The sequence below is a fragment of the Gynuella sp. genome, from assembly GCF_050297175.1.
GTDB lineage: Bacteria > Pseudomonadota > Gammaproteobacteria > Pseudomonadales > Natronospirillaceae > Gynuella.
The window spans coordinates 1-20,183 of the sequence record NZ_JBNKSF010000016.1 but is presented as its reverse complement, the minus strand read 5'-3'; the positions used below and the strand labels follow the sequence as shown (position 1 = coordinate 20,183).

15 protein-coding genes are annotated in these 20,183 nt (G+C 48.3%); 14 read left to right on the top strand and 1 reads right to left on the bottom strand.

Annotated elements, in window-relative coordinates; translation table 11 throughout:
- Window positions 1-256 precede the first annotated feature (256 nt).
- The 13 genes from ACQY6I_RS06090 (at window position 257) to ACQY6I_RS06030 (ending at window position 19,111) form a co-directional block, all read left to right on the top strand.
- Complete coding sequence (locus ACQY6I_RS06090) at window positions 257-733, top strand: DUF4234 domain-containing protein (protein ID WP_428240581.1); 477 nt, start codon at window positions 257-259, stop codon at window positions 731-733.
- Between the two features lie 437 nt (window positions 734-1,170).
- The gene (locus ACQY6I_RS06085) at window positions 1,171-2,301 is read left to right on the top strand and encodes an efflux RND transporter periplasmic adaptor subunit (RefSeq protein ID WP_428240580.1); all 1,131 of its coding nucleotides are present in this window, start codon (window positions 1,171-1,173) and stop codon (window positions 2,299-2,301) included.
- On the top strand, window positions 2,291-3,568 hold the full coding sequence (locus ACQY6I_RS06080; RefSeq protein ID WP_428240579.1) for a TolC family protein: 1,278 nt from the start codon (window positions 2,291-2,293) through the stop codon (window positions 3,566-3,568). Before ACQY6I_RS06085 ends, ACQY6I_RS06080 begins: the two co-directional genes overlap by 11 nt.
- Window positions 3,568-4,782: an ABC transporter permease gene (locus ACQY6I_RS06075; protein ID WP_428240617.1), complete on the top strand. Its 1,215-nt coding sequence runs from the start codon at window positions 3,568-3,570 to the stop codon at window positions 4,780-4,782. Before ACQY6I_RS06080 ends, ACQY6I_RS06075 begins: the two co-directional genes overlap by 1 nt.
- A 3-nt stretch (window positions 4,783-4,785) precedes the next feature.
- Complete coding sequence (locus tag ACQY6I_RS06070) at window positions 4,786-6,072, top strand: ABC transporter permease (protein WP_428240578.1); 1,287 nt, start codon at window positions 4,786-4,788, stop codon at window positions 6,070-6,072.
- Between the two features lie 5 nt (window positions 6,073-6,077).
- On the top strand, window positions 6,078-6,791 hold the full coding sequence (locus ACQY6I_RS06065; RefSeq protein WP_428240577.1) for an ABC transporter ATP-binding protein: 714 nt from the start codon (window positions 6,078-6,080) through the stop codon (window positions 6,789-6,791).
- Window positions 6,792-6,920: 129 nt separating this feature from the next.
- Complete coding sequence (locus tag ACQY6I_RS06060) at window positions 6,921-8,198, top strand: efflux RND transporter periplasmic adaptor subunit (RefSeq protein ID WP_428240576.1); 1,278 nt, start codon at window positions 6,921-6,923, stop codon at window positions 8,196-8,198.
- Window positions 8,199-8,209: 11 nt separating this feature from the next.
- Window positions 8,210-11,326 carry an efflux RND transporter permease subunit gene (locus ACQY6I_RS06055; protein ID WP_428240575.1) on the top strand — a complete coding sequence of 1,039 codons (3,117 nt, stop codon included), beginning with the start codon at window positions 8,210-8,212 and terminating at the stop codon, window positions 11,324-11,326.
- An 8-nt stretch (window positions 11,327-11,334) separates the two neighbouring features.
- Window positions 11,335-12,585 carry a sensor histidine kinase gene (locus ACQY6I_RS06050; RefSeq protein WP_428240574.1) on the top strand — a complete coding sequence of 417 codons (1,251 nt, stop codon included), beginning with the start codon at window positions 11,335-11,337 and terminating at the stop codon, window positions 12,583-12,585.
- A 45-nt stretch (window positions 12,586-12,630) separates the two neighbouring features.
- Window positions 12,631-13,269 (top strand): response regulator, encoded by a 639-nt coding sequence (locus tag ACQY6I_RS06045; RefSeq protein WP_428240573.1) that lies wholly within the window; start codon window positions 12,631-12,633, stop codon window positions 13,267-13,269.
- Between the two features lie 1,721 nt (window positions 13,270-14,990).
- Window positions 14,991-17,732 carry a hypothetical protein gene (locus ACQY6I_RS06040; RefSeq protein WP_428240572.1) on the top strand — a complete coding sequence of 914 codons (2,742 nt, stop codon included), beginning with the start codon at window positions 14,991-14,993 and terminating at the stop codon, window positions 17,730-17,732.
- Window positions 17,733-17,744: 12 nt separating this feature from the next.
- Complete coding sequence (locus ACQY6I_RS06035) at window positions 17,745-18,671, top strand: RHS repeat-associated core domain-containing protein (RefSeq protein WP_428240571.1); 927 nt, start codon at window positions 17,745-17,747, stop codon at window positions 18,669-18,671.
- Between the two features lie 2 nt (window positions 18,672-18,673).
- A complete protein-coding gene (locus ACQY6I_RS06030; protein ID WP_428240570.1) occupies window positions 18,674-19,111 on the top strand; it encodes a hypothetical protein in 438 nt (145 codons plus the stop codon).
- Between the two features lie 155 nt (window positions 19,112-19,266).
- Here ACQY6I_RS06030 and ACQY6I_RS06025 read toward each other — a convergent pair whose 3' ends face one another.
- Window positions 19,267-19,443: a hypothetical protein gene (locus tag ACQY6I_RS06025; protein WP_428240569.1), complete on the bottom strand. Its 177-nt coding sequence runs from the start codon at window positions 19,441-19,443 to the stop codon at window positions 19,267-19,269.
- A 155-nt stretch (window positions 19,444-19,598) separates the two neighbouring features.
- Between ACQY6I_RS06025 and ACQY6I_RS06020 the strand changes: the two genes are divergently transcribed.
- A partial coding sequence (locus ACQY6I_RS06020) for a transposase (RefSeq protein ID WP_428240568.1) occupies window positions 19,599-20,183 on the top strand: 585 nt, incomplete at its 3' end.

Here is a 20,183-nt window from a genome sequence, read left to right as displayed (position 1 = left end):
TAACCAGTAGCCACTGACGGTTTTATTGTTATAGAATTGCCATCGGCTTTATCGAGTGTGATTGTTATTGTGGTAATCACATGTGGCCAGTAAACATAATGTTGTTTAGTGATATAAGGCCGTGGTGTTCGAATATTGAGATTCCTGATTGTCCATTAAGCAAAAAGGCGTCTTTATATGACATCTTCAAATAATATTTTTTTAATGTTTTTCTGAAAAACTGATTTTTCGGAGATTTAATCTAAAGGATTGATTTATGACTGACGTATATAAAACCCCCTCTTCCAACCTCGAAATGCAAGCATCCGGTGAAGATCTTCAGGCGTTTGGGCGCTTCAGTGCCTGGGGAGTATTCTTTTTGTCGCTTGTGACATTGGGTATTTACTCCATGTACTGGATGTTCTCCCGCACCAAGATTCTCAACCGCATTTCTGATCAGGGTATTTCCAGTTCAGTGATATGGGTTACGTTAGTTGCCTACATCATTAATATGGTATTGTCCTATGGTGGAGCCTTGTTGCTGAATAGCCAATTTGTCGTTTTGGTACAGCTGCTTGCTGCTGTTACATATTTCATTTTTATGCTGATCTGGATATTCGGTTTTAGAGCTGAAATAGTGCGCATTGCCCAAAGCCATGGTCAACCAGACTTTCGCGCCAATGGTGTTTTGACGTTCTTTTTCCAGACCTTGTATATGCAATATAAGATTAACCAGTTCATCGACAGAAAGTGATGCGATGACCTGTAATCCGGAATCCTGTGGTTTCGGATTTGTAACCTTCCGGTCAGTCATCGTAAGCCATGGCTGACCAACACTTTGCACATCCCAAATGGCTTTCTGACAATGTCCTGCTCGAAAATAGGCCATTTTTCAGAGGTTCCCTAGGCATTGCCCTCACACATTGCTTTGTCTGACTTTATAGAGATAAACGCGCTTTAAGGCTGCATGGATTTCAAAGTCCAGGCAAAAGAAGTGTATTGATAGCCTAAAAATGACGGCTTTTTGATCACTTACGCAGGCAAATATAACAACCATATTGATAGTGTGTATGGAGCTATCCATATCTCCATTTTATTACCGATATCTGACATATCAGAAGTTATATGATGTGCTAGGCTTTGTGCCCTTTGAATCAAGGTTGTTCGAATTATTAGGGCTGGTTTAAACACATGAAAAAAACTTGGCTGATATCTTCAGTAGTTGTGATTGCAGCATTGGCAGGGGGATACTGGAAAATAACAAGTGGTCAGCAGGTTGATCACAGCCTGCCGGTCATAAAAGCAACCAAGGGAACCATCGAGAAACAGGCTCTGGCCGTAGGTCAGATTGTCCCGGTACATTCGGTGGCGATCAAGTCTCAGATCGAGGGGATTGTTGGCCGGATATATCACCAGGAAGGTGAACAGGTAACTGCTGGTACCGCGCTGATCAAGATCACTCCAAATCCAACTCCCCAGGCACTGACCGATGCCAGCACTGCATTGATGCAGAGTGAAGCCAGTTTGGAATCGGCCCGTCAGACTCTTGCGAATCTCCAGAGTCTGGTTGATCAAAAAATTATCCCGCCCAACTATAGCGAATATGTGGATGCCCGCAGCACCGTTAAGTCCCGTCTGGCCGATGTACGGCAGAAACAGCAGAATCTTGATCTGATCAAAAGTGGTGAGGCTTCAGTGGGGGATTCGCGTCTGACTTCGACAATCGTCGCGCCGGTGGATGGCACTATTCTGGATTTGAAGGTCGATGTTGGAGAGCCGATTATCTCCACAGCCTCCAGTCAGGCCGCTACGGAAATGATGACGATTGCCAATATGCAGTCGATGATTTTCAAAGGTACCGTCAGTGAACACGATGCGGCCCGCTTGAAACCCGGTATGGACGTTACCCTGACATTGGCGCCTTATCCGGAGCAGACGGTGACCGGGGTATTGAGCAAAGTGGCCGTCCAGTCCGCCAAACTCAACGGTACAGCCACCGACAGCCGTTTTGATAACGGTTTTGAAGTTGAAGTTGATCAGATTCATTTCCCGGCTGATATTGGTTTGCGCTCCGGCTTTTCTGCCACGGCCCGGATTACTCTGGAAAAAGCCGATAATGTGGTGACGATTCCGGAGCGGACGCTGTCTTTCGCAGGCGATCAACCGCAGGTGCTGATTCCAAGTGCCGATGGCATAACTTCCACTCCCCGTGACGTTACCCTCGGGTTGTCTGATGGTATTCAGGTCGAGGTGGTTTCAGGTTTGAGCGAAGGCGAAAGCGTAGTGGATAACAGTCAGATGGGAGGTGTTGATGTCCCGTAGGATAGCCGCCAGTCAGCGAATGGCTGTTGTCGGTCTGTTGTTCAGTTTATCGGGGCTGGTACAGGCACTGGATCTACCCGAAGCCTGGCAGGCGGCCAAAGCCAATGATCCCGAGTTCAAGCAGGCAGGTATTAAGGCCCGGATCAGTGAGCTGGAGGTTAAAGATGCAGAACACTCCTGGTGGCCAGGGCTCGAAGCGGGGGTCAAATCTCAGTGGGATGACCGGGGGAACCACAGTAGTAGCTACAGCATTTCACTCAATCAGACTCTCTGGGATAGTCGCCAATGGGCGCAACTGAGTCAGGCTCAGGCCGATCAGTTAACCGGGCAGTTGAATATTCAGGTGGCTTATAACGATTTGGCCGGCCGGCTGCTGAATGCCTATCTCGATCTGGCCAGTGCCTCCGACGATGTACTATTGGCGCAACAGAAGCTGGATGATGGTAAGCGGCTATTGGACATTACCGAACAGCGTTATAAGGCAGGTAAGCTCCAGCTCACTACGGTTGAGGATGTGCGCGCCAATCATGTGGATGAGCAGGCTGGATTGTTGTCTGCTCAGGCGGCATTTGCCGAACGGCAGCTGGCTTTGGCGGTACTGATCAACCGGCCGGTGGATCAGGTCAGTCACATTCAGATCGACATGGCAGAAGCTCCCCGGCTGCCAGTGAGCAGCACTACCGAATGGTTGCAACTGGCTCAGAATCACAGTCCTGATTTGCTTGCTGCAAAACAGCAGTTGCAGGCGGCTCGTACTGGCCGAAGTGTGGCGCAATCTGGTTATTTTCCAACGGTGTCGGGTTCGCTGTCCTACGGTGGTAGTGACAATGGCGATGACGGTACCCTCAGTGCCAGCGTCGGTGTGTCCATTCCTATTGACCTGAATGGCAAGACCCGGATCAGTGTGGCCAGCAGTGAACTGAAAATCACCAGTGCCGAACAGGATGTGCGCAAGGTCGAAATTGCCCTGAAACAAAATATTCAAACCCGTTTTCAACAGTTACAGCTACAGTGGCAGCGAATTGGCATTGCTCATCAGCAGGTACAGTCGCGACAGCGGGCGCTGTCGCTGAAACAGGCCGTGTATGATGCCGGTCTGGTTGAGGCATCGGAACTGATTGATGCACACAACGCCCTGTTTGCCAGTCGGCATGAGTTACAGAGCCGGTTGTATCAGTACTGGCAGCAGCGGGTGGAGCTGATGAAGGCTGCCGGGATGCTGAATGACCAGAGCATCGGCGAGATTGCCCGGGTGTTTGTGCCGTGATGAATCTGATCCATCAGACTCTGGTAACGTTATATGCTCATCGTTTACGTAGTCTGCTGGCGTTGGTCGCCATCATTCTGGGCATTGTTTCTGTGTTGATTCTGGTCGCGTTGGGAGAAGGTTTTTACCGAGTGAACACGCGTTCGTTCGAGCTGCTGATCGATAGCAGCCAGACGGCCTATCCGGGCTGGACCAGTAAGCCCTGGCAGGGCTTGCCGGCCCGGCGGGTTATTAGCTTTACCGGTGTGGACTGGCAAACACTGCGCCAACATCCGGCCGTGGCCAGTCTGTCCGTCGCCTATAGCCAGCGTAATGTTTCCTTGAGTAGCGGCGGCGGCCGGCGGTTGCAGGGATACGTCACCGGTGCGGACAATGACTATCTGGATTTGAATCAGATTCGCCTGGAGCGTGGCGGTCGGCCATTCAATCAGAGAGACCAGCAGTTTCATCAACGAGTGGCCGTGATTGGCTGGCAATTGGCACAAACGGGTAATTTGTCTGTTGGGCAGCCGTTGCTGATTAACAGTGTTGCCTTCACGGTGGTCGGGATAATACGCAAGACCGAGGGCGGTGTGTCATTTGGGGATAATGAATCCCAGGTGCTGATTCCGGTCACGGCCTTTCAGGACCTATGGGATCAGTCACCGGATTCTGTGGTGGTCAAAGCTGCAGACGGAGTTCCGGCAGTACTGCTGCGGCAGCAGTTGCTGGATTTTTTTGCCAGGGTTAAAAACTTTGATCCGACCGATCAGGAGGCCATTTATCTGCCGGATCTCAGTAGCGGCGCCCGGTTTTTCAGGACTCTGTTGCGGGGAATTCAGATGTTTCTGGGAGCCAGTGGGGCCATGACGCTGGCAGTAGGATCTCTCGGAGTGGCCAATATCATGTTTTTGTCTGTCACTGAACGTACCCGCGAAATCGGCGTGCGTCTGGCTATCGGTGCAACATCCGGCAATATCCTCGGACAGTTTCTGCTGGAGGGCATGATTCTGGTCATGCTGGGCACCCTGTCAGGGGTGGCGGTCGCCTTTGCCGTCGTCTCGCTACTCAATGCGGTGGGTCTGCCTGACTGGCTCGGACAGCCAGTGATAACTTCAACATCTATTTGGATAGTACTGGTTATCACAGCGCTGCTGGCGTTGCTGGCCGTTTATTTTCCGGCTCGTAGAGCTGCGGCAATGACGCCCGTGCGGGCTTTGAGTGCGAGGGCCTGAACGATGATGGTTTTACCGTTGAAACAGGTTCTTCAGGAAATGGCTGCGGAAAAGTTGAGCCTGCTGCTGACGATTCTGGCAGTCGCCTGGTCGGCTCTGAGTATTGCCACGATTTTGTCGATTGGTGAGGGGTTGCGACAGGGCATCATCCGTACTTCCACCAGTGGTAACGGCAATCTGATTTATCTGAGCGGTGGCTATGCCCAGCAGAGTCACGGTGCAGTGATTCAGGGAACCCGGCTCAAGCTTAAGCCTGAAGATGTGGAACTGATACGCGCGTTACCCGGTGTGGATCATGCCGAGGTGACCGCTGTTTGGGATAAGCGGGTTCGATACGAGAATCGTCGCGCCTGGCGGACCCCTATTGCCGTCAGCCCGGGCTATCAGCGTCTTACCGGTCTTAAGGTATTGCCGGGTGGACGCTGGTTTAATCCTCTGGATCAGGCTGAGCGGCGTAAGGTCATCATTTTGGGCTATTCTGCGGCGGTTGGGCTGTTCAATGCCTCCCGGCATTGGAGTTGGGTTGACGCTGGAAAACTGGAAACCGATCCGGTCGGTCTGCAGGTCAAAGTGGGGGAAGAGGATTTCACTGTGATTGGCGTGCTGAGCAAAACCAGTGCGCAGCTGGAACAGGGTGTACCGGCGGACTATTCGATATTTATGCCGTTCGCCACCTGGCAGCAGTTCAATCCGGGTGAGCCGGTTTCGGCCATTGATATTCTGCCGGCTACCGGTGCCGGTCGCGAGCGCCTGGCCAGTACTGCCCGACAGGTAATCAGCCGCAAATATGGTGCAGCGGTGGACGATCCACAGTTTGTGCAGATCAAAGACATACTGTTGGAGCAAAAGACCATGCGCCGTTTCCTGCTGGGGCTGCAGGCATTTCTGGGCATTATCGGGTTGATCACGTTGACGGTGGCCGGTATCGGCATTGCCAATGTCATGTTTGCTGCCGTCAGGCGTTCCACCCGCGATATTGGTGTACGCATGGCGGTTGGTGCGACTCCGACCGCCATCCGGGTACATTATTTTGTGCAGGCGTTGCTGACCATGGCCATCGGTGGTGGCCTCGGATTATTGCTGACTATGGCAGTCATCACCGGTATCCGTCATTTGCCGCTGGACGGTAATATGCTGTTCAACGAGTTGGGGCAGCCGTTGCCGGAATTGTCGTGGCCCATCGTTTCGCTGGTCATTCTGGCGCTGGCTCTGGTGGGCATGGCGGCAGCGTGGTTTCCGGCCAGCAAGGCGGCCAGTGTCATGCCGCTGGCTGCATTACAGAGTGAGTAGTCTCTATGATTGAGCAAACCGTGAAACAAGCACTGGTACAGCTGCAGGACGTTGATAAGATCTATCCGAGCGATGCCGAACCGGTACGGGCTCTGGATAACGTGTCTCTGGAGATTCACAGTGGTGAGTTCCTGGCTATCCTGGGGCCCTCCGGCTCTGGTAAATCAACTCTGATGAATGTGCTGGGGTGTCTTGATTTACCATCTGCCGGTGAATATTGGCTGGATGGTCAGAAGGTATCTTCATTGTCCGGTCATCAACTGGCACATATTCGCAACCGTAAGATTGGTTTCGTGTTTCAGAGTTTTAACCTGCTGGAATATGCCAGTGCACTCGATAATGTGGCACTGCCGTTGATATACGCCGGTGTCGGCAGTCGCCAGGGGCGGCGACGGGCTGCGGAACTGCTGGAGCGGGTTGGTCTGGGAGATCGTCTGCATCATAAACCCAACCAGCTTTCAGGTGGTCAGAAACAGCGCGTGGCAGTGGCCCGGGCTCTGGTAAACAATCCCGATATCATTCTTGCAGACGAACCCACCGGCGCGCTGGATTCAAAATCCGGCAATGATATCGAAGCATTGTTCCGCGAACTGCATCAGGAAGGGCGTACGCTGATTGTAGTGACCCATGACGTTGAACTGGCCCATCGTACCCATCGAATCATCACCATCAGAGATGGTCGTATGGAATCGGATGAAACTATAAAAAACGGCCAATAACCGTTTGTAGGGCATATTGCTGTCATAGCCAGAATTTATGATAGCTGTCATACCATTAAATGACTCTGCTCACCAGACATTGCCAGTCTGCCTCTATATATTGGCTCCATTTTAATGGGGAGCCTGTATATGAAGCACATCAAGAATATCGCCATTATGGTGGCCGGGCTGGTGATCGGAGTTCTGATACTGGCGGTCATGGGTGCCAGCCGTTCTCCTGTGGGCCAGGCTGTCGAAGTGGATGATGGCACCGCCGCCTACTATATCAATCTTCAGCCGCTGAATATTCGTCCCTATGTTGTGGCCTATGGCACCGTACAGCCCACAACCGAACTTGAGATCAGTGCTGAAACCAGCGGTACCGTATCCTATGTTCATCCCAATCTGAAAAAAGGTCAGGTGCTGCCAGCCGGTACCGTGGTACTGACCATCGATCCGACGGATATCCGACTGAGTCTGGTTCAGGCTAAGGCCAATCTCAAAGCCAAGCAGATCAGCCGTCAGCAGGCTGAACTGGAAAAAGAGAACCTGCAATCCAATCTGAATGCTGCCAAACAAACGCTGGCACTCCAACAGAAAGAATTCAAACGGTTGGAAAATCTGGCTCAAAACGGCAATGTGTCCAGCTCTGCTCTGGACAGTCAGAGACAAGTCATTTTGAGCACCCGGACTGAGGTCAGTAATGCTGAATTACAGCTGGCGCTGGTGCCCTCCAATCTGGAAATGATCGATGCAGAGATCGATAACCTGAAGTCTGTTGTCGAACAGAAACAGCGGGATCTCGAACGCACGGAAATCACTCTTCAGGCTGATCGCCGGATTGGCGAAGTGAGCGTTTCAGCGGGTAGTTATGTTGCTGTTGGTTCGAAGTTGTTTTCTGTCAGCAGTCCTTACGATTATGAAGTCGAAGCAAAATTATCCGATACCCAATTCGTTCAGAACCTTGGTCGGGACACTGGATTTGCCGATATGACCGCAACCGTCAGGCCTTCCGAAACATCGGCCAAAAATGCAGTGCCGGCGCAGCCCTTACGTTTAAGCGAAGGTTTTGATACCACTACCCGGATGTTGGGTATCGTGGTTGGTTTTAATGTTGAAGTCCCCGTGTCACTGAAAGGGCTGTATACCGCTGTTACGATCAGAGCGCCATTGCGGAATTATTGGGTGGTTCCCCGTAGCGCCATTCATCAACGTCAGGTATATCTGGTCGGAGATGATGACACGCTGTTAATCGAACCTGTCGATATTCTGTTTTACCAGGGCGATTATGCTGTGTTGGCTCAATCGCCCAGTCATCATAAAGTGATTGTGTCCTCTCTTGCTCCAGCGGTGGCCGGCATGAAAATCGCCGGCACTGAGCAGCGTTCAGTCTTTCAAGCCATGTCTGATACGCTGACACGGCAATAAAGGGGAACATCATGCTCAGATATTTGATTCAGCATCCTACCGTTCCCAACCTGTTGATGTTACTGGCGCTGGCATTGGGCGCATTTTGTTTGCCGCAATTACAGCGGGAAACATTTCCGTCTATAGATGGTCGGATTCTGCGGGTAAGCGTCAGTTATAACGGTGCCACACCAGAAGAGGTTGAATCCGGCATTTGCGAGCCATTGGAAGAAGCCACCAATGGTATTAATAATATGAAAGAGAAAACCTGTGTTGCCGTTGAAGGCGGCGCTTCGTTGAAGTTGGAAATGAAAGAAGGTGCTGATTTTGCGCGGTTCAAGGATGATGTTCAGCGCCAGGTTGATGCTGTGACGACGCTGCCGGACGACGCTGACGACCCGGTCATCTCGGTATCCGGCTTTACCGATATCGTGGCGTCTGTGGCCATCAGTGGAGATGTCTCCAGACTGGACCTGTTTCAGTTGAGTCAGGGAATGGAGCAGGATCTGCTTCGCCTCAATGGGGTTGCCGATGTAGACATGACCGGATACATCAACAAGGAAATTCGGATTGAAATCAGCCCGGAAAAACTCCGTAGTCTGAATCTGAATATTTCAGATCTCGCCAGCATCATCGGCGCACAGAGCAAGAATCTGCCATTGGGTACGCTGGAAACCAAAGACCGGCAATATTCCCTGCGTGTTGCTGACCGGCGACTGACGGCTGCTGATTATGAAAACATCATTGTGTTGGGTAATTCCGATGGCGGCGAAGTGCACTTGGGGGATATTGCCACCATACGCGATGGGTTCAGTGATCGTGACAATGAAGTGATCTTCAACGACAGGCCTGCCATCATTATGACCATCAACAAAGCGGTATCGGATGATGGCTTAAAAGTGTTTGATGAAATCCAGGCCTATCTCGATAGCCGTCAGGCGGCGTTGCCGAAAGGTATTCATCTTGATGTGACTCTGGATGTTGCGTCCATCGTTTCCGACCGTATTCGTTTGGTGGTACAAAACGGTATTCAGGGGTTGGTATTGGTACTGCTGGTGGTGTGGCTGTTTTTTTCCTTCCGCTATGCATTCTGGGTTGCAATTGGTCTGCCGGTATCGTTTGCTGCCGGACTGTTTGTAATGTGGATGTTCGGTATCAGCCTGAACCTGATTACCCTGGTGGCGCTGTTGATCTCTCTTGGCATTCTGATGGACGATGCCATCGTGATTGCCGAAAGCATTGCCACCAGGATTACCGAAACCAAAGCGAAACTGGGACATGAGCTGACGCACAATGAATTGTTCGATGCTGTTTATGAGGGCGTTACCCGAGTGGGGCGGGGCGTATTGTCATCGTTTGCCACCACTGCATTAATCTTTGGTGGGACACTGACGATCCAGGGAGATATCGGGCAGATCCTCAAGTTCCTGCCGATTGTATTGTTGATCGTTCTCAGTATCAGTCTGATCGAAGCTTTTTTGATTCTGCCGAACCACCTGGCCCATGGCAGCGCCCATGTTGGAACCGAGAGCAACGGTTTTAAAGGCTGGTTTAATCGCCAGTTTGCAGCGCTGACGGTGAAAGTGGGCAGGGTTGCAGGTTTTTCCGTGCGCCGACCTTATCTCGTAATTGCCCTCACCTTTATCATGTTTTTTACCAGCCTGGGATTGTTCGCCAGTGGCCTGGTGAAATTCCAGGGCTTTCCATCGGCCGCTGGCAATAATGTCGACGCACGGGTTCTGTTGCCTGCTGACACTACCCTGTCGCGCACCCATGAAGTGGTGGCCGAGATTCTCGCTTCACTGGATCAAACCATTGCCGAGATCAAACAGCACAACCATGAGAACCCGGTGCAGAATATCCTGATTCGTTATGGTGTGAACCAGGATTCGTCTATCAGCGGTGATAACATGGCAACGGTTTCGGTCGATCTGCTGGATTCGGACAAGCGCAAAACTTCAACCAACGACTTCATGGTGTACTGGCGTAAACATGCACCGGTGATTGCAGATGCCTCGGCGTTTAATATTAAGGAGCCCAGTTTTGGTCCGGCCGGTCAGGCTATCTCTGTTGAACTGGCTGGCAATAATCTGGATGACCTGACTCTGGTGGCACAAAAGATCAAACATACACTGGCTGGTTACCAGGGTACCATTAATATTCAGGACGACATGACCCTGGGTAAAAGTGAGCTGAAATTTTCCCTGAAGCCTGGGGCCTATTCTATGGGGTTGACCTCTTCGAACATCGCCTCTCAGCTTAGAACGGCTTTTATTGGACAGACGATTGACCAGATACAAAGCGGTGGCGTCACCACTGATGTGGTGTTGAAATACAGCCAGGATGCCCGTGACAGCCTGGCGGATATCGATAACCTGGTATTACTGACCAACTCCGACGCCGTTCCCATCGATCAGGTGATGGATTACAGTTGGGATCAGAGCTGGGCCGTCATTACCCGGGTTAATAACCGCAGGGTGGTGACCGTTGGCAGTGATATTAACAACAGCCTGACATCTACCGGTGATATTACCCGGAAATTGAAAACGGAGTTGTTCCCCGAACTTCGGCGGCAGTATCCGAATCTGGAATTGAAGCTGCGTGGAGAGTCGGAAAGGGTCAATGAGAGCATGACCACACTGCTGATGGGATTTGGGATTGCCCTGTTTGGTGTTTATTTTCTGCTCAGCATGCAGTTCAAAAATTACTTTGAACCGATTATGGTCATGGGGGTGATTCCAATCGCATTATCCGGTTCTTTGATTGGACACTGGATCATGGGACAACCATTTTCCATGCCAAGTATGATGGGGTATATCGCCCTCGGTGGCATTGTTGTTAATAACTCCATTCTGTTAAGCGAATTTGTCCGCCTGCGGTTAAAAGAGGGGATGACGCTTAAGGAAGCCGCGATCCAATCAGCCATGGATCGTTTCCGTGCTATCATCATGACCTCAGCCACCACTCTGGTAGGCATGGCACCCATGATGCTGGAAACCAGTCGGCAGGCCGTATCGCTGATCCCGCTGGTGACCAGTATGCTGTTTGGGCTGTTGGCAGCCAGTGTTCTTGTCCTGTTCATGATGCCGGCATTGTACAGCATCATCGCTGATTTCCGGCCTGAACTGACGCAACTGGAAAAGGATTAAGACCCTCTATGCAACCGCAAAAACCGGATATCGTCAGCCAATGGGACCATGACGTTTTTCCTGTGTTGAAAAAGAGCCTGACCATCTGGTTTTTGATTCAGTTTGTGGTATCCGTCATCATGGCAATTATTCTTGGACGGATAGAGGATTTGTATACCTATCGGGTGTTTTTTCCCATCTCGTTACTGGCGCTGATCTTCTTTCTAAGTGCGCCAGTCTTTCAAAGATGGTTCGGCAGTTACTACCCATTGGTGTTTATCGCGATGTTACTGTTGATTCCGGCCGTCATGATCAATACCCGGTTCTGGCTTGAACCGGTGACGTACCAGCGCGATGTCTTTATTGACTTCTACCATCAGATTCCTTTCCTGTTTGTCGCCATGATCTTTACCGCATGGTTTTACCGGCATAAAGGCGTCTTGTTGTTTGCGATGCTAATCACATTGATTGATTTGCCACTGTTCTGGTTCGTACTTGATCCCATGTCTGAGCACCACGAAGTTTGGTACCTGCTCTGTTTCCGCCTTATCATCATATTGTTTATTGGTCACGTTATGGCTGGAATGGTGAAATACGCTCATGAACAGGGTAACCGCCTGGCGCAGTCCAACACTCATCTATTGAACTATCATGACACTCTGGAACAACTGGCGGCCAATCGTGAAAGAGCATCCATGGCCAGAGAACTGCACGACACGCTGGCGCACTCTCTGACCGCACTGACCGTACAGTTGGAAGTTACCAAAGCACTGATTGATGCTGATCCTCAGCAGGCCAAAACCGCCGTCCAGACTGCTTTGGACACGGCCCGCGATGGCCTGAAAGAAACCCGTTTTGCATTGCAGAACCTGCGCTCCGGCCGGATTGAACAAATGGGACTGGTAACCGGACTGAATAAACTGTTGACAGAGTTGGGTGATACCATTGACGTCGAGGTTTTACTACCCGATGAGGCTGACATCAATAAACTTGATCAGGGCTTGCAGAATACGCTATATCGCATTGCCCAAGAGGCGATCCACAATGTCAAAAAGCACGCCAATGCGAGTCATTTGAGTCTGCGTATGGAGTGTGATTTCAATCGTATCTATCTGGAAATCAAGGACGATGGCAGAGGCTTTAGCTTGAGTGATCAAGATCGTGACAGCTTCGGCATCAAAGGTATGAAAGAACGGGCACTACTTGCACGTGGGGAACTGGCGGTGATCTCCCGGCCTGAAAAAGGAACTCGGGTGGTGGCAACATTTGCAATTGATTAAAGGCATCCTATTTGCCCTTTATAAAACCTGTTTGAGGAATATCGAGTGATTCGTATATTGGTTGCTGATGATCAGGCCATCGTCAGAGATGGATTAAAACTGATCCTCTCGCTGGAAGCCGATTTTGAAGTAGTGGCCACGGCAGAAGATGGCATCAGAGCTGTTGAACTCGCCGACCTGCACCGGCCTGATCTGATCCTGATGGACATTCACATGCCGAGGCTCGATGGTATTGCCGCGACCGCCAGAATCCTCGAAAACCATGTTGATCTGCGCGTTCTCATGTTAACCACCTATGACACCGACGAGTGGCTGAGCCAGGCCCTCGCTGCCGGTGCCAGTGGATATCTGCTTAAGGACACCACGCGCGAAGACCTCATCAAAGCCATTCGCGGAACCCTGGATGGCAAACACTATCTTGATCCTCAGATAGCCGGTTTACTTTTTAAAAACGATACCGCTTGCCGGCCACCGGCACCACCGTGGTTATCAGAACTGAACGAACGTGAACTGGCCGTATTGAAACTGATCGGACAGGGGCTCAGCAATCCCCGTATTGCCACCCGGCTACACCTGTCGGAAGGCACCGTACGTAACTACGTTTCCACCGTACTAAACAAACTCGAAGTCACCGACCGTACCCAGGCCGCTATTCTTGCGGTTAAGCATGGTTTGGATCGTTGATTTGCCTGTTCGATGAAAATAATTGTTTCAGCTGATTTGATGTTCTGGCGTTGTTGGAGGCTGGAAGAGTTGGGGTGACGCTAACGGATTTTTGTGTTTAAAAATTCACCAATAATAAATGCGTGTCAAGAAGACTTATTTTGAATGGTTGAAATCCTGTTGTGATGAAATCATGCCAGACATTTGATCGCCAATGGATTGCATGTATGACGATATAGGGTGGTGGGGTGGCCCTGGCTATCCGATATCGTTGGTAGGCAGGAAATATTGGTTTATTTCACACAAAAAATGAGAAGCTGGTTGTATTGAAGTACCTGTTTCATGCAAAAAACTGACGACCACATCTCTGTTGTTGTCTGTACTTGGTTGTTTCTATGAAGGACATGTAGATGCTGTCGATGGAAGGGGTTATCAGTAAGGATATATCACGAGCTGTTTATGGCTCTTCCTCTTGGTCAAATTCTCCTAAAACGATAACTGCTTTTTTAGCAGAACTTCTGCGAATATATTAATGAGTATATTTACCCATGCTTGATTTCTCCCAAAGCCGACTTCGGTTTATTGCCTGTATTTTTTCTGTAGTGGCTGTTTTCTGTTCAGCCCGCGTTTTCGCTGTCGATGAAGTTTTGTATGAGGACTCTTCTCCGGGATTGGCGACTTTCAGACCTACTTTTAATAGTTCATTTGGTGATTATGATCCTTATACAGGTAGTATGCTCTATAATCGCCCTGATATGGTTCTGCAGGATCCAGGTGGCCTGGCTTTAAGTTTGTACAGTGTTGATGACAGTTTTAAGGGGCGCTCCATCTTCTTTGGTTCGATAAGCCTTAAAAGTGCTTCGGAGGGATGTGATCATGGTGAGTCAATTTTCTTTCGCTTGCCAAATGGTTATATAAAGACATTTTATTATTCATCTATTGGAGGTGCTGAAAAAATATCAACAGATTTATGGACCTTGACATGTAGTCAAGGAAATAATGGAAAAATACGAGTCCATTCCCCTGATGGCTTGACGTATTCTCTGGGTATTCATTCTCTGGGTATTCATGGCATCTCTTTTTTGGTTGAAAAGATTGAAAGTAATACTGGAGCATATATTGATATCTCATACGACCGTAAAACTTTACTTGAAAAAGAAAGTGATGAAACAAAACACCACAATGTGACTTACGTAACCAGAGTAAAACATTCAAATGGTTTGACACTGGATTTTAACTACGAAATGGAAATCACTCGTCCAAAGAACTACCCAGTTCAGCATTATCTTCTGAAGTCAGTCAAAAGAAGTGGACGAACGATCATTGAATATAAATATCAGAAAAATTCTTATGGTCACTTTTCTATCAAGAGTATGTTATATGCTGATGGTACTTCATTTATGCCTGACGCAAGGCGTGACAAATTTGTTTCTCAGTTGGGGGTTGTTGCAGAGTACGGCTACAAAAACTACTCCATAAATCGCTCTAGTTCACGCAGGTTGCACTCTCGAAAGATGACTGTGCCAGGTTATGGGGTAATAATTACTAATTATGACTATGCTGATAATCACGATGAAGTATACGCTTATGAGAAAGGGAAGAACTATTGTTATGAGAACGTATACTATTCAAACTCTCAAAAAGATCTTTATCTGGCTGGGACTATAAAACGAAAAGTTATTTATGGAAGTAATGATTGTAAAAGTAATAAGCTGAGACAGATCGAATATCAATATCAGTCTATGAAAGTTTCAAGTGCTAATCAAAAAGTATATGTATCTTTTTCGCGCTTCCCATTAAATTCATCCTCCAATACTTATCGTCCCTTAACCAAGCAAGTAAAAATCACAGACTATAAAAGTGATGGCCAGGATCAATATGTAACCGACTATTCAGATTTTGACGGTTTCGGCAACCCCAGAAGTATTAGTGAATACTCACGGTTTAAGTTTGAGGGTAGTAGTGCATGGACCACAAACCCAGCACGAGTCACCCGACGAACTTATCGCAATATTGCTAATGATCAGCATTGGGTGATTGGATTATTGCAGACTGAATCCATTGACGGAATAAGTGGGGAAACCCACTATGGTTATGACAATCAGGGCAGGATGGTCAGTAAAACGGTATACGGACATACCACGACATATGCCTATAATTCCATTGGCCAGATAACCTCCATAACAGACCCCTTAAATAACCAATACAGCTATTCTGATTACAGGCTGGGTGTGGCGCGTAATGTCCGTGGACCTGAAGCATATAGTGTGCGCAAAGAGGTTGATAATTACGGTAATTTACAGTCTTTTACCAGAGTTTCGAATGGAGATGTGAGTAGTGTGAAGCACGAGTACCGTTATGATGCTGCCAACCGACTGACAAAAATTATTACAGCACGTGCTGATGACAGCGATATTGACGTGGGTTATGAATACAACGGTAACGGGCTGAAAACCAATGCTCTGCGTGGTGGACAATCCATAAATCAATCACAACTTGATGGCTTGGGACGAGTCATGGAAGACTATCAAAGTAATCGTAGTGCTACGGTGTATTACAGGTACGATGATAATGGGCGTAAGGTCTTCGCAAGCTATCCTGGTCAACAAAATAAGGGTGATTCTTTTGACTATGACGCATTGGGGCGTTTGCTGAGTATTACTCATGTTGATGGTTCCAGTATCCGTTATCAATATTTGGCAGGTAATTCGGTCAAAGTCACTGATGAAGAAAGTGTGACTACCCGGTATGCCTACCTTAGTTATGGCAGTCCGGATGAGCAGCTCCTAATAACGACTGAAGCAATTTCCAATATTAATGCTTACCGTGGGTCTGTTCATGAGTCTGACAAAAATGCAGTCACCAGGATCCATCGCAATTCCCTTGGTTTAATCACACGAGTGGATAAACTGGAGAAAGAAGCGGGTTTAGACACAAGTCCTAATGCCAGATTATTACAGTCACAAAAATACAACTATGCGGAAGACTGGCAACTGAGCTCTTATGAAGTGCCTGAGATCGGGGTTGTTGATGTCCGTTACGATGCAAATGGAAATCTTGTTTCACGGCGTTATCCCGGGCAGACTGCAACGCTTTATAGTTATGACGGACTGAATCGTTTAATCACCAAGGATTTTGATAACGGCGCACTTAAGTATGTATTGAATTATTACTCGACAGGACAATTAAAGAGTAAGGGAAGTGATATCAATGAATGGAGTTACACCTATGATCCAAATGGTAATCTTCAGTCAGAACGCCTGCAGTTATTGAACCATGGTAATAAGACCATCAACATCAGCTATCAATATAATCAGTGGGACCAGCTAAAGCGAATAGAGTACCCGCAATCATTCAGCTATACCCTGGATATCGATCATGCCGGGCGATTGTCTAAAGCAACCGCCAATTATCAACAGGATCATGTGGAGGTATTTAGGGCGCTGAGTCACGATGTATATAATCGGCCCAGCACTATTAAGTATCCCGGTATAAACGGAGCAGCTGTCTATGCAATGGATGACCGTCAACGCCGCTCAGAGATTCGTGTGCCCGGTGTTATCGATATCAAATATGTCTTCTACACGAATAATCAAATTATGCAGTTAAGTAATGTATTGGAGAAAGGTAATGCCCGGTCGTTGCGTTATGACCAACATGGTCAGCTGACTGCGGTTTACGGCCCCTCTTGGGCGAAAGGCAAAATTCGTTACGATGCACTAGGCAACATTGTGAGTAAAAATACGGGCGGTATAGACTTAGCTTATGATTACGACCCCCAGACAAACCGATTGAATGAGGTTAAAGGCGATTTGCCATATCAGTTTGATTATGACTCTGTGGGTAATGTCATCGCTAATGGTGAAGCCTCTATGCAATATGGTGCGCAGCAACTCATGACTTCGCTAAAAAAGGGAAATAACACTTATGGCTATGAGTATGACACCAATGGTAGACGAGTTGTGGAAACACTCAATGGTAAGGTTAAGCGTTATTCCGTATACAACAGTCAGGGACAACTGGTATACGAAGAAGCTGCGGACAGCCATCCAACGATATACTTATATTCAGCCGGACAGAAAATCGCTTCCAATGAAATTTGTAGTGACGTAGACAGTGATCATGATGGTTTGTCAGACTGTAAAGAAATTCACTGGGAGCTCAATCCTCAGGATGGAACCGATACAGACTTTGATCATGATGGTTTGAGCTGGGCTGAAGAAATCAAAGCAGGTACGTTGCCATTTGATAATGATTATGACGATGACGGTCTGACGGATGGTCAGGAAGTTGCACTAGGGTCTGATCCCCAAAATGTTGATACCGACGGTGATGGCCTGACCGATGCAGAAGAAGTCAATCAATATCATAGTTCCCCAACCAATTCGGATACCGATGGTGATGGCATTGCTGATGCTGAAGACAGTATGCCGAGTTATAACGCCGGTGCCATGGTCGCCATTATCAGTCTGATATTGCATTAAGGAGGGCAGACTATGAATATTTTAAGAGCTACTTTTCGGATATTGAATTCGTTTTCAGTATCCCGATTGATGGTTTTGGCATTGTACTTTCTTGCAGCTCAGCCACATGCCGAAATCCTGACCACCTACTACCATAACGACGCCTTGGGCTCACCGGTCGCAGCTACTAATGAGCTGGGCAAGGTGATCTGGAAAGAAAACTACATGCCTTATGGCAGTAAGGTCGAAAATCAGGACCTGAAAACAAACAACCGCATCGGCTATACTGGTCATGAGCATGACCCGGATACGGGTTTGACGTACATGCAGGCCCGTTATTATGATCCGGTGTTGGGAAGGTTTTATGCCGTGGATCCGGTGGGGTTCGTGGAGACAAATCCACTGTCCTTCAATCGGTATGCTTATGCGAATAATAATCCGTATAAGTACACTGATCCGGATGGGCAGTTTGCGATTCTAGCAATACCTGCTTGGGAACTTATTCAGTTTACTGCGGGTGTCGCTCTTGGCTGGTGGGTTGAGCAACAAGTTGATCAGCCAAAACTGAATGGGCTTCCCGACTATCGCAAACGCCAAGGAGCTGATACATATGGAACACCTCCTAATGGTGGGGACGATGAAGATCCTTTACCTGAATTAGAAACTAATGATAAGCATATTCCTGGCCGACCTGGGTATAATCGATCTGCTGGTACGCAGCCTAAAGATTATGCTGACGCATATAAAAATTCTATAGAATACAATGGAGTACGATACGCAAGAAGTGCTGATGGAAAGGCAATATATAGATATTCAAATAACGGAAATGGAACTTATCATTGGTCAGGAAGTACCCGTGATGTCTCAGCACCCTTAACGCGCAATAGAATCCCTGACATAGTAAGAAAAGCTCTGGGTTTTGAGAAAGCTACTGGCAAAAATTCTCCCTGGGGGAAATAAGTATGAACAACATATCTGTAGAGCTTGATGGAACTTTAGATGATGGAAAGTGTTTTCTTGTGATTGAAAGCAAGAAAATAGGAAATGATGCGTATACATATAATGCAAAATCAATTCTCTTAGATTTGGCTTCTTTTTTTAAAAATCTGGTTACTGTTTCTGACTCATTAATGAAAACAGAAGCTTTGGCTATTATTGAAACTATTGATGATATGGAAAGTAGTGGATTATCTGCTGATTTGGTCAGTGAGATTTCGTTACTGAGAGATCGAATGATCTGTTTCAATGGTAGTTATATGCTTGATCCTTACTTGCTAATTTCATTTCAAAATAGGGAACAAGAAAGAATTATCGTTAAAGGCGATAATTGGATAGTGGATACTTGTTCTCATCATAATAAAATTATTGAAGAAATTAATAGCTGCCTGAATAAAACATAACAAAGATAAAGGAGACGCGTTAACTGCCGATTGATGGGTGTGACGAGTTAATGCAAGCCATGGGGTCAGGTCTTGCCTTTTGCCATTAAGCTAAATGACCAACCCCTTCACAACAACAGCCCCACACGGGGCTGTTCTGTTTACGACCCAACCCGCTACCGCCAGAGCCTGACCGCCTCCACCTCCCCATACACCCGGTTCAGTTGCTGTTCGATGGACCCAATCACCCCGGAGACCAACCGCGCCACCTGAGCGCTGTGTTCCTCATCGGTCTCGATGATGATCCGGGTAATCACCTGGCTGCCTTCCAAGGTCGCCAAGACCTCCGTCAACTGCCGACTGATCCGCTCCAGTTACTCGCGTCTTGACTCGACCGTCTGGGGAGGAGCGATAGGGTCAGGTCTTGCTTTTTGCCATTAAGCTAAACATATAAAAAGGACATCCATAAATTTGACATTTATTTTTACATCGACTAGCATTCGCCACCATGACCAAACCCCGTAACGAACAAGTCTCTCTGGATGAGACGTCTTTTTATCACTGTATGGTGCGCTGTGTTCGGCGGGCGTATTTGTGTGGTGTGGATGCTGAAACCGGTGAGAATTTCGATCACCGCAAGCAATGGCTGGTATCGCGTTTGCGGTTTTTATCCTATATCTACGCCATTGATATCTGTGCCTATGCCATCATGAGCAATCATTATCATGTGGTGCTGCATGTGGATCAGGCGCGTGCTCAAAGCTGGTCGGATGATGAGGTGGTGGAGCGCTGGCTACAGCTGTACAACGGTGATGTATTGATCAATCGTTGGCTGGCGATTCGTGAGACGATGTCACCCGCTGAGCTACAGGCCGGCTCAGTCACCAGCAGCCAATGGCGAGAGCGGTTGTGTGCCATCAGTTGGTTTATGCGCGGTGTGAATGAAACTATCGCCCGTATGGCCAATGAAGAAGACAACTGCAAAGGCCGGTTTTGGGAAGGGCGTTTTAAGTCCCAGGCCTTATTGGATGAAGGCGCATTATTGACCTGTATGGCCTATGTGGATCTGAATCCAGTGCGGGCAGGGATGGCA